The organism is Halorhabdus amylolytica, from assembly GCF_004944975.1.
GTDB lineage: Archaea > Halobacteriota > Halobacteria > Halobacteriales > Haloarculaceae > Halorhabdus > Halorhabdus amylolytica.
In genome coordinates, this window is the sequence record NZ_SPQG01000004.1 from 151792 (window position 1) to 162558 (window position 10767).

Annotated in this window: 12 protein-coding genes and 1 pseudogene; 7 read left to right on the top strand and 6 right to left on the bottom strand. The window is 63.7% G+C overall.

Annotated elements, in window-relative coordinates; genetic code table 11:
* Positions 1-19: 19 nt before the first annotated feature.
* The gene (locus tag E3374_RS07610; RefSeq protein WP_136688479.1) at positions 20-634 is read left to right on the top strand and encodes a rhomboid family intramembrane serine protease; all 615 of its coding nucleotides are present in this window, start codon (positions 20-22) and stop codon (positions 632-634) included.
* Here E3374_RS07610 and E3374_RS07615 read toward each other — a convergent pair whose 3' ends face one another.
* Positions 635-1390 (bottom strand): ribonuclease H-like domain-containing protein, encoded by a 756-nt coding sequence (locus E3374_RS07615; protein WP_136688480.1) that lies wholly within the window; start codon positions 1388-1390, stop codon positions 635-637. It lies immediately after the preceding gene.
* Between the two features lie 91 nt (positions 1391-1481).
* On the opposite strand from E3374_RS07615, the gene E3374_RS07620 reads away from it, so the two are divergent.
* Together E3374_RS07620 and E3374_RS07625 are read left to right on the top strand one after the other, a co-directional pair.
* Positions 1482-1709, top strand: coding sequence for a DUF7557 family protein (locus tag E3374_RS07620; protein WP_136688481.1), 228 nt, complete (start codon positions 1482-1484; stop codon positions 1707-1709).
* Positions 1706-2116: a type II toxin-antitoxin system VapC family toxin gene (locus E3374_RS07625; RefSeq protein WP_136688482.1), complete on the top strand. Its 411-nt coding sequence runs from the start codon at positions 1706-1708 to the stop codon at positions 2114-2116. The genes E3374_RS07620 and E3374_RS07625 overlap by 4 nt, the downstream gene beginning before the upstream one ends.
* A 134-nt stretch (positions 2117-2250) precedes the next feature.
* On the opposite strand, the pseudogene E3374_RS07630 reads toward E3374_RS07625, so the two are convergent.
* Positions 2251-2792 (bottom strand): annotated as a pseudogene (locus E3374_RS07630) (hypothetical protein).
* 6 nt (positions 2793-2798) lie between these two features.
* Positions 2799-2972: a hypothetical protein gene (locus E3374_RS17145; protein WP_169051796.1), complete on the bottom strand. Its 174-nt coding sequence runs from the start codon at positions 2970-2972 to the stop codon at positions 2799-2801.
* 562 nt (positions 2973-3534) lie between these two features.
* Here E3374_RS17145 and cas6 point away from each other — a divergent pair.
* Genes cas6 through E3374_RS07650 form a run of 4 tightly spaced genes read left to right on the top strand, consistent with a single transcriptional unit; the run spans position 3535 to position 6519 of the window.
* Positions 3535-4347: a CRISPR-associated endoribonuclease Cas6 gene (gene cas6, locus E3374_RS07635; protein ID WP_136688483.1), complete on the top strand. Its 813-nt coding sequence runs from the start codon at positions 3535-3537 to the stop codon at positions 4345-4347.
* A complete protein-coding gene (locus tag E3374_RS07640) occupies positions 4334-4555 on the top strand; it encodes a hypothetical protein (RefSeq protein ID WP_136688484.1) in 222 nt (73 codons plus the stop codon). The genes cas6 and E3374_RS07640 overlap by 14 nt, the downstream gene beginning before the upstream one ends.
* A 39-nt stretch (positions 4556-4594) precedes the next feature.
* Positions 4595-6112 (top strand): hypothetical protein, encoded by a 1518-nt coding sequence (locus E3374_RS07645; protein ID WP_136688485.1) that lies wholly within the window; start codon positions 4595-4597, stop codon positions 6110-6112.
* 38 nt (positions 6113-6150) lie between these two features.
* A complete protein-coding gene (locus E3374_RS07650; protein WP_136688486.1) occupies positions 6151-6519 on the top strand; it encodes a hypothetical protein in 369 nt (122 codons plus the stop codon).
* Between the two features lie 29 nt (positions 6520-6548).
* On the opposite strand, the gene E3374_RS07655 is transcribed toward E3374_RS07650, so the two are convergent.
* From E3374_RS07655 to E3374_RS07665, 3 genes are all read right to left on the bottom strand, one after another.
* Positions 6549-6995, bottom strand: coding sequence for a TIGR00725 family protein (locus E3374_RS07655; protein WP_136688487.1), 447 nt, complete (start codon positions 6993-6995; stop codon positions 6549-6551).
* 249 nt (positions 6996-7244) lie between these two features.
* Positions 7245-8891, bottom strand: a complete 1647-nt coding sequence (thsB, locus tag E3374_RS07660) for a thermosome subunit beta (protein WP_136688600.1) — start codon at positions 8889-8891, stop codon at positions 7245-7247.
* 219 nt (positions 8892-9110) lie between these two features.
* Positions 9111-10655: an alkaline phosphatase family protein gene (locus tag E3374_RS07665; RefSeq protein ID WP_136688488.1), complete on the bottom strand. Its 1545-nt coding sequence runs from the start codon at positions 10653-10655 to the stop codon at positions 9111-9113.
* Between the last annotated feature and the right edge of the window lie 112 nt (positions 10656-10767).

A 10767-nucleotide genomic window follows, 5' to 3' on the forward strand; every position in this document is an offset into this window, starting at 1 on the left:
TTCGGTTCCACGATGGCGTATGGAAAGGGCCACGAGTCCGACCACGACACTGATCGGCGTGATGGTGGTCGTCTTTCTGCTGCAGACGCTGCTTGCTGTCTTCGGGACGCCCCTCGTGTTCGCCCTCGCCTGGCCGCTCTCTGACCGCCCCTGGACGCTATTGACGAGCGTCCTCGCCCATGGCAGCGTCCTACACCTCGCGACGAACGTCCTCTTCCTGTTCGGACTCGGACTCGTTCTCGAACGCCGGACCGAACCCTGGCGGTTCTACGCGTTCTTCCTCGTCGTCGGCGCGATCGCCGGGACGATGGAAGTAACTGTCAGATACGCTCTCGGGGAGATCGTCCCGGTTCTCGGGGCCAGCGGTGGGATCTTCGGTCTGCTGGGCTACCTGCTTGCGGGCAATCGACTCACCGACGCCGTCGCCGATCGGATCACCATCGATCCACGGGTCGCGATCCTCGTCGTGATCGGCGTCGCCCTCGCGATCACGTGGCTCACCAGGGGTCGTCGGGTGGCGCTGATTGCCCACTTCACCGGGCTCGTGGTCGGACTGGTGGCCGGTCGGGCGCACGTTCTCCGATCCAGCGAGTCGGGTGCGTCGCCGACCAGTCCGGCGCGACGGGGGCGTTGATCAGAACTCGCAGTCGTCGGGCACCGTTCGCTCGTGGAGGCGCGTGACGACCCGGTCGGCGACCGTTTCCAGGTGATCGACGTCCTCGCGGTTGTACGAGATCAGCGTCTCCAGGGCCGCGTCGTCGCCGCGCTCGGCCTCGTACCACAGTCTGACGGCGTCTTTCCCCGAAAGATCCGGCCGATCCCGTTCGATGCCCACGTCTTTCTCGATCTGTTTCAGCCCGCCCGTCAGATCGAGTTGCCGGCAGGGGTACATCAGGTCGAGGTGCGGTCGTTCGAGGACGCCGTCGAGATCGAACGACTGCTGGAGGAAAGGGACGTCGAAGCGCTTGCCGTTGAACGAAACCAGTAGATCGGCGTCGGCGAAGGTTTCCCGGAGGCGCTGGGCAGTCAGATCGCGATCCCTGACGAAGGTCGTCGTCTCGCCACCCTGACGGACGCTGACGGTCGTGACGGCGTCGTGGCGCTGATCCAGGCCAGTCGTTTCGATGTCGAAAAAGGCCGCGCCGTCCTGGAAACTCTCGTATAGCCGCCACTGGTCGCCGCTGGGGAACGCCCGGCCGAAGAACCCGGTGTTGCGATCGGTCAGGTGCCGGCGCGCGTCGTCGATGTACGCCTCGATACGCTCGGCGGTGGTCTTGCCGACGGCGTCTGGATGGAAGTCATCCCAGTGGGTGATCCCCTGCTGCCACAGCGATCGTTCGGTCTGCTCACCAACGCCCCGTACCGGGATGAAGCTCTGCTCGACGCGCACGATACCATTATTCCACTGCGGATGGTCCTAAAGGTCGCGATGCGTCGCGATCGCCGAAACGCCTATTCACTCTCGTACACACTGTATACGTATGAGTACGATTCGCGTTTCGGATGACGTCAAAGAACGGTTGCGGGATCTGAAACACGACGACGAGTCGTTCAACGACCTGCTGGACCGACTGAGTCGCCAGGAGAAAGACATCGAGGAGATTGCCGGTAGCCTCGCCTTCCTGGACGAAGACGGGACACTCGAAACAGACATGGACGCGGCCCACGAGGAACTGAACGAGTCGCTGTCGCGTCGAGCCGAGCGATGATCGTCCTCGATCGGGATGTCCTCGCAAAGATCACCAAGCACGACACGGATCAGGGCGTCCTCTCTCATCTGCAGCAATACAGCAACGAAGAGTGGACGATCCCCGCCGTCGTCGCCTGGGAATCGTACAAGGCTGGCTCCAGCAGAACGGAGATGCTCCGGACACAACGCGTCCTCGACGCCCATTTCGATCGTGTCCTCGATTTTACCGACGAGTGTGCCCTTGAGGCCGCGTATCTGGACGAACAACTGCGCTCACAGGATGTCCGACTCGATCCTGCCGATCTGCTCAATCTCGCCACTGCTCACGCCGCCGGTGGCACGTTCGTTACCCACAATGCGACGGACTTCGATAAGCCACCGCTGTACGACCTTGTCGATCTGGATGTCGTCGTGACTGACTCGTAGGGAAGTGTTCCCCACGCGTTCGGCGTCGTTCAGTATCGAATTTCGAGACGAGTTTCGATCTGCCGTTACTGGTGCCGTCTGATCCGCCCATTGGCTCCGGCTACGGCTTCACGTCGGGGCGTCCCATAGAGATATCAGAGCGTCTCCCGGACAGCCTTGACGTACCTGTTCGTTTCCCAGCTTCGATGTGGGGCGATGGTATCGATCAAAAGTCGAGCCTGGTCGGATCGGAGATACCCGTTTCGGGTGTAGTCCCGCAACAATCGGGGTGTCGGAACCAACTGGACGCCCTCAACGCGTGAACACGCGCCAGGTTCCGGAACTCGTCGGTCAGGAACGCGTCGACATCGAGCGCGTTCGCCAGGACGATCCCGGCAGTCTCCCCGCCATCGAGACCGTGGTCCGGTAGTTCCGCTGGCGTATCGGTCCGATTCAGTGGATCGATTCGCGTGTAGTGCTCACTCGCAGAGAGGACGTTCGTCGTTGCCGCGGCGCGGATGTCGTCGTATCCAGCCATCTCGTGGAGTTCGCGTTCCACCTGTAGCGGGACCAGCACCTCGGCCCCGGTGAGGAAATATTGGAGGGGGTCCGGATCGACGGTCGTCTCGTAGTTCGCGTCGGCCGTCGGGATCGCGAGGCTGACCAGCGCACAGGTGTCGGCGACGACAGTCTCCATCGGTGGCTATTCCGCGGGGTCGACTTCGGCCGTCTCGCCATCGTAGACGCCGACGATGTCGTCGGGCTCAGGCACGTCGAGGGGTTCGGATTCGAGGTCGGCCTTGAGGAGTGCGAACGTGCGGGCGCGTTCGGTCCCAACGAGGAAGTGGACGCGTTTGCGGTCGGAATCGGCGGACATCTGTATCTATTGTGTCCGATCCTGAAAGAAAGGTGTGCATAGTATGCGAGTTGAGTTCAGATAAGGACTCGAACTGAATGAGTCGGCTCTGATACGGATTATTGTCGTGATGTACCGGTATCCGTCGACCCCGGGTCGGCGTCATCCGGAAATAATCTACAATAATCCGTATGAAAGCCCTCTCCAGTTTCGGTCCCGCGACTCTCACGGGTCGCTTCGCTCCCCGTTCGAGCGATCCGAGACGCTCACTGCGTTCACGTCTCGCACTCGCTGCGCGCTTCGGGCGCTTCGCGCCCTGCAGTGCTTGCGTCGTCGGGGTTCCCGAAACTGGCTCGCCCTTTCATTCCGCCAGGATTCGGCTGATTAGTGGGTGGGAACGGGCGGTTCACTCGGTGCATATTTGAACACCACCGACATATCCATATGGAGATATTCTCTCGAATACATTCACTGCTCGTCTCTGTTTTAGTTTCACGATGGTCTGGCAACCTTTATCGGTCGTCCGTATGATTACAGGTGCGCAATGATGACAACCAAACGACGAGAGATGGGGTGACGCGGGATGCGTGTACTCGCCCGGTTGCGGGCACGAGCCGACGCGGCATACGACAACGCGTATCACCACAAACTCCGCGGGCGACTCTGGGGAGCCCTCGACGGGACCGACTATGGCGAAAGCCACGACGAGAACCGCCCGAAAGCGTTCACGTACTCGAATCCCTTCCCGCCGGGCGACATGGAGGAAGGTGACGAACGGACGCTACTCGTTGCCTCGCCCTACGAGGATCTGCTGGCTCACGTCGCCGCCGACCTGAAGGACGACCCCGAGTTGAACATCGGCGAGATGCCCTTCACCGTCGAGGAGATCACGCCGCTCGCGCCCGATGTCGGCGAACCCGGAACGAGCGGGACCATTTCGACTGGAACCGGTGTGTTAGTTCGGATTCCGCCCTGGCGTTTCGATGAGTACGGGATCGACACCGAGCACGAGGAGGCGGAGTTCTGGCGACCCGAGCATTCGATGGAGCCGTTCCGCAACCAGATCGAGTCGAACCTGGATCAGAAACACGACCTATTCTGTCCGGAATATCTGCCCGGCCCGTCGGCAGTCGACGGTGAGTTGTTCGACGGCTACGAGTTGCTCAAGACCTTCGCGATCCCGGTCACGCCGACGACTGGCGAGACGGAGACGTGGGTGTTGAGCAAGTGGCGCTTCGAGTACACTGTCCGGGACGACGACCATCGACGGCACCTGAACCTGCTGCTGGATGTTGGCATCGGCGAGCGGAACAGCCTCGGGTTCGGGTTCGTGAATATCGTCGACAAGACGGAACCGGGCGAAACGGAACTGGAGGGCGAGAATGCTTTCGCCTGAAGAGTTCCGCGAGGAGTACGACGACGAGGAGTTGGCCGCGGAACTGCCCAACTCACCGATCTCGTCGCTCCGGAGCCTCGTGGGGTTGAAGCTGCTCGACGTCGGCCATGTCCCCCACGAGACTCATTTGTTTCAGACGGACCCTCGTGGGGTTGAAGGAGGTCTTCTCGCGTCAAGTCCTGATCGTCAAGGCCAGATATGCAACTGACCCACCACGTTCAAGGGGTCCGCCACGTAAGCCGGGGGCATGTCAGCCTCGGAGCTCGCCGCCGCAGTTCGGGAGGCACTGTCGGTCGATCGAGAGGGGTTTCTGGCGCGGGCCGAAGAAGAGGCCACAGAGCTCAAGGCAGAGGTCCGGGAGGGGACGTTCGACAACAGCCAGGCTATCGTCGGCCTGGAGTTCGAACTGTACGCCGCCGACAACCGGACTGATGCCCTCCGGCGCGTTCCCAGGCAGTTACTCGAACGCATCGGTTTCGAAAAGGAACTCGGCCTGCACAACGCCGAGATGCAGACCAGTCCACAGCCGCTGAACGACTATGGCCTCGAAGCCCAGGAGCGTGAACTCCAGGCCAACCTCGCGCCGGCCATCGAACGAACCAAGTCCGAGGATATTCGGCTACTCAGTGACGGCATGTGGACGGTCCCACCCAACGGCGAGACCGCCATCGAGTACCTCTGTGACTCCGTCGAGCAGGACGGAATCCGTATCGGGACCAACATGTCCGACAGCGTCCGGTACCACGCGATGGCCAACACGGACTATCCCGCCGGTTTCCGCCTCGACGCCCCGAACGTCTCCATGCAGGCCGACACCGTCATGCCAGAGAGCCTCATCACGTCGATCCAGCCACATTATCAGGTCCCGCACGCGCCGGACCTCCCGGAGTATTTCCGGTACGCACTCCGGATCGCGGGGCCGCTACTCGCCCTTGGGGTCAATTCTCCGTTCTTCCCGCCGGAGTGTTACGGCGATGCCCACGATCGGGAGATAATCGCCGACGCTCACATGGAACACCGGATCGGCGTCTTCGAGTCCGTCCTGAACCCGCCCGCGGGAAGCGACGTCGAACCGAAAGTGCGCTTTCCCCGGGATCTCGAGTCCGTTGAGGCGGCCATCGATCGGATCGTTGCCGATCCGTTGATCGTCCCGATGGACGTCGAAACGGGCGAGCGCTTCGACGATCGCTTCGCGCACGTTCGGCACAAACACGGCAGCTACTGGCGGTGGATACGGCCGGTCTTCGACGGCGCGACCCGCTCTTCTGCGAACGCCCGTATCGAGTTCCGGCCGCTGCCCGGACAGCCGACGATCCGGGATGCCGTGGCCTTCGAGGCCGTCTTCGCCGGGTTGCTGGAAAGCCTCCACCGCCGGGAACACCCGGTCCGGAACCTCGAGTGGGAACGGGCCCGGGAGAACTTCTACGCCGCCGCGCGCAACGGCCTCCACGCCGAGATGGGCTGGCTCACGGGCAGCGGCGAGACGTCCGCGATCGACGAGATATACGGCGACCTCTTCGAACACGCCCGGGACGGTCTGGAGCTTCGGGGACTTTCGACGGAGGAAGCACGTCGGTACATAAGGCCGCTACGCGAACGTCTCGACCGGCGAATGACGCCCGCACGGTACAAGCATGATTTCGTCCGGCAGCAGGTCGAGGAGGGCGTCCCGCTCGCCGAAGCGATCTGGGGGATGCAGTCGCAGTATATCCGTGAACAACGCGAGACGCTGCTGGAAGGGACGTTCGCCGACTGGCTGGCGTGAGGGGAAACGCACTTGCCATCGCCCGCCGGTGTTGGGGTATGGCAACGACAAGGCTCGCCGTCGATCCCAGACGGATCGCCGTCAGGGGCGGCTTATTAGTAACGACGGCATTGTTCGGCGCGTTCGTCGTCGGGGCCTGGCGGGCGATCGCGGGCGGCGGGACCCCAGTCACCGAGATCGTCTTCACGCTGGCAGTCTTTTCCGTCGCGGCACTGTTCTTTCTCTCGACCGTCGAGGACCCGGCAAGCGGCGAGACCTACGGCCCGATCGCGGTGGGTGGTGGTCTGCTGGGTGCCGGCGTGGCCCTGCTTGCCCCGCCCGCCTGGAGTGACCTCGCCGTGATCCAGTTGTTCACCTACCCGTTTGTCCTGCTGTGGCTCCTCGCACTCGTTGCAACTGGCGAGTGATCGCCGGGGCGAGAGGCCGGCCCGAACACTCAGCCTCGTACCATCGTCTCGACGTACTCGACGGCCGCCTCCGGCGACCCGACGGGTTCGACGCCAGTGACGTCGTACGTGTCGATACCCGCCACCGCCTTTCCAGCGTCCAGTGCTAGCGCGATCTCCGAGAGCGTCCCCGTCGAACCATCGATCGCGATCGCCGCGTCCCCGTTGCCCACGACCAGGGCGTTGCGGGCGTTGCCCAGCCCCGTTGCGATCGCTGTCTCCACGTACGGGTTCGCTGCTTCGCGATCCTCTCCGGGAAGGATCCCGATCGTGTGTCCACCCGCCTCGACCGCCCCGCGACAGACCGCCTCCATGACGCCCGTACGACCCCCACAGACGACTTCGTGGTCTCGCTCGGCCAGCAACCGACCGACCGCCCGTGCCTGCTCGGAGTGCTCCGCCGAGGCCGTACTTCCGCCGAGGACGCTGACGCGCATGGCTCCTCCTCGTCGAGGGGACGACGTAGCCCTGTCGGTTCCATCCCTCCGTCGTCGTTGTCCCTGTCGGTTCCATCCCTCTGCCGTCGGTGGGCTGCAGGACGGCGACTCGGACTTGCTACTTCCGGTAATGGCCGAACCGCCTGACAAGGGAAACGAGAATCAGAGACGAGAGGTGGAAAATCCGTTCGTTTTCGGGTGAGCGCGATCACTTCGACCCGACGGGTGGGAGTGCGTGGCCGACGGCCGTCACATCATGCCGCCCATGCCGCCGCCCATCCCACCGGGCGGGCCACCGCCGCCGCCGAGGTCGGGCTCGTCACCGCCGCCCTCGCCCAGACCGGAGGCCTGGATGATGTCGTCGATCTTCAAGACCAGGTTAGCGGCCTCCGCGGCGCTGGAGATCGCCTGGGTCTTGGCGTGGGCCGGCTCGACAACGCCTGCCTCGTAGGTGTCGACGACGTCGCCAGTGAAGACGTTCAAACCGGCGCGCTGCTGGCCATTCTCGTGGGCCGAACGGAGCTCGACCAGCGTGTCGATCGGATCCAGACCGGCGTTCTCCGAGAGGACGCGCGGGACGAGTTCGAACGCGTCGGCGAAGGCCTCGACTGCCAGCTGTTCGCGGCCGCTAACGCTGTCGGCGTAGTCCCGGAGTCGCCCGGCGAGTTCTACTTCGATCGCACCGCCGCCGGCAAGGACGCGCCCGTCGCTGACCGTCGAGGCGACGACGTCCAGGGCGTCGTTGATCCCGCGCTCGAGTTCGTCGCTGACGTGCTCGGTCGATCCACGGACGAGCAGCGTCACACCGTGACCGTCACTCTCGACGGTGAACCACTCCTCGTCCTCGTCGCGGGCGACGTCGCCGGTCCCCAGGTCGTCGGCGCTCAGCGAGTCCAGATCGGAGACGATCCGCGCGTCGGTGACTTCACGGAGGAACTCGATGTCGGACTTCTTTGCGCGTTCGATCGCGAGAATGCCCTCACGAGCGAGGAGGTGCTCGACCATGTCGTCGATGCCCTTCTGACAGAAGACGACGTCGGCGCCCGAGTCCGCGATCTGCTGGACCATCTCACGGAGCTGTTCCTCCTCTTGCTCGATGAAGTCCTGAAGCTGGCTCGGATCGTCGACGCTGAGCTGGGCGTCGGCCTCGGTCTCGTCGAGTTCCAGCGCGGTGTCGATCAAGAGGACCTCGGCGTCATCGACCTCTGTGGGCATGTCCTCGTGGGCAGGATCCTCGTCGACGACAGCGCCGTGGACGAGCTTCGAGTCCGAAGCGGGCCGACCCGCTTTGGATTCGATGTCGATGTACTCCAGATCGACGACTGTCGAGCCGTCCTCCCCCTCGACGGTGACCGCCTGAACGGCCTCGACGACCAGATCCGAGAGGAGGTCGAGGTTGAGTTCGGCCCCTTTGCCGGTCATGCTCGTCTCGGCGACGGACTTGAGAATCCCCTCGTCGTCGGGTTCAACTGTCTCCGCGATGTCGTCGATCTCCTCGCGGGCCTGCTTTACGGCCATGTCGAACCCGCGGATGATCGCCGTCGGGTGGATGTCCTGCTCTAAGAGGTCCTCGGCGTTCTTCAGAAGTTCACCGGCGATCGCGACGGCCGTCGTGGTACCGTCACCGGCCTCGTCCTCCTGGGTTTCGGCGACCTCGATGATCATCTCGGCCGTCGGGTTCTCGATGTCCATCTCCCCGAGGATCGTGACGCCGTCGTTCGTGACAGTGACGTCGCCGATCGAGGAGACGAGCATCTTGTCCATCCCTTTCGGCCCGAGCGTCGAGCGGACCGACTGGGCGACCGCCCGCGCCGCCGCGATATTGTGGCTCTGGGCGTCCTCGTCTTTCATCCGCTCGGACTCGTCGCCGAGAATGATCATCGGCTGTCCCTGCATGCGTTGGCTCATAAGTCGGTAGGATGTTTGTCTGTGGTTCTATATAAGTGTGTGGGTTTCCGATGCGACCGCCCGAGCCCGTCGACCGCCGCCTGCGCCACGTAACCTCCGGATCGCGGCCGGTACCGACCGTAAGTGGGAACGAGTGACATACTGGTCCGTCGGGGGTCCCTTCCCGACCATCCCCGGTGTTTATAAGCACGATAGTCACGCGTCGACTCATTCCATATACCCGAGTTGTTTCAGCCGGTCCTCGACGCCGCCGGTGTCACGCTCGCCGGCTGACCGTCCGGACGGGAGGGGTGCACGCGTCCCGGGTTCCGGGTCGCCGACGACGATGGGCAGGGCCTCGCCGTCGATATCGGTCGGGATCGCACAGTCGTGGGCGAGCAGGATCGTCGGCGCAATGTCGAGGATGGACACCTGGGCGAGTTCCCCCTCCGCTTCGAAGTCCGGGCCGCCCGCGATGAAGATCCCGTTGCGCGTGTTCTCGGCCGCCCAGCGATCCGGTTCGGTTCTGGTCCGTCCGCCGCCGACGCCGTCGTTGACGTGGACCCCGTCCCGCTGATCGAGGACGACCCTCGGCCCTTCGTCAGTGAGGGGGCCGCTGTAGACGTCCTCCCCGCGATAGACGCCGTCGAACAGCGGGCCGTCCTCGTCCTCGACATCCCGCAGGTCCTCGATCAATTCCTCACGGATGGCTTCGACGTCGAACTCGGGATTGAGGTAGATCGGCCCCTGGGCGCTGGCGACGGCCTTCGTGTTCGGGAGATCGATCGCGTCGAGTTTCCGGCCACGCTTGAGCCCGGCTCGCTGGGGGACCAGCTGTTGGAGCCGCTCGGGGACGACTCGGGCGAGCAGATCGACCATACCCAGTCGCTTGGCGATCGCGAGGGCGTTCTCACGGTCGAATCCGACCTGCTGGAAGACGTTGTCGACGCTGGCCGTACGGGCCTGATAGCCGTTCTCGGCCAGCCACTCGTTGATATAGAACTCCGTCGTCGTCGGCCCACAGCCGTGATCGGACATGATCACGAGATTGGTGTCCGGAAGCTCTCGGAGTCGACCGATCCATTCGTCGATCAACCGGTAGGCCCGCAGCGTCGGTTCGTCGTTCCAGAAGAAATGCTGGAGGACGTTCAGGTAGAACAGGGTAACGTGGACGAACTGGAGATCCTTCTCCTCCAATAGCGTCACCGCAACGTCGAGACGGGCCTCCAGTACGTCGAGGATGGCATCGACTTCGGCCCCGCGTTCGTCGTTGCTCGATAGCAACGGTTCGGGGTGGACCTGGTAGTCGAACCGTTCCTCGAGTTCGTCTTCCAGTTCCGCGGGCGTCGCGTAGCCGCCTTCGATCGAGCGATACTCGCCCTCGACGGCGTCCGGGCCGCCACAGACGATCGGGCCGTCGATCTCCCGGGGCGGGTACATCGTCGGCATGTTCACCACGCCCGCCCGCTGGCCGTCGTCGTTGAGGTAGTCCCACAGCTCTGCGGTCCGGAAGTCCCCGCCGTTGGTCACTTCGATGGTCCCCTCGGCGAGGTCGACGCGTTCGAACCAGTAGACGCCGAACTTTCCGGGGTTCTTCCCCGCGGAGTAGCACTTCCAGTTGGGGAAGGTCACGGGCGGCAAGCAACTCTCGGTCTCGGCCCAGGTACTCTCTTCGCGGAAGGCAGCGAAGTTCGGTAACTCGCCTGATTCCAGCCACGGATCGAGCAGCCGCCAGCTGGCACCGTCCAGCCCGAGGACGACGGTCCTGGTCATCGCCGGAGGGGACGGGCCGGGTCCATTAAGACCCTTCCATGCGCGCACGATCGCCCGGGACCAGTCACTGTCCGGCGCTTTCCCCGGAACGTCCCTGCTGAGACCAGTCACT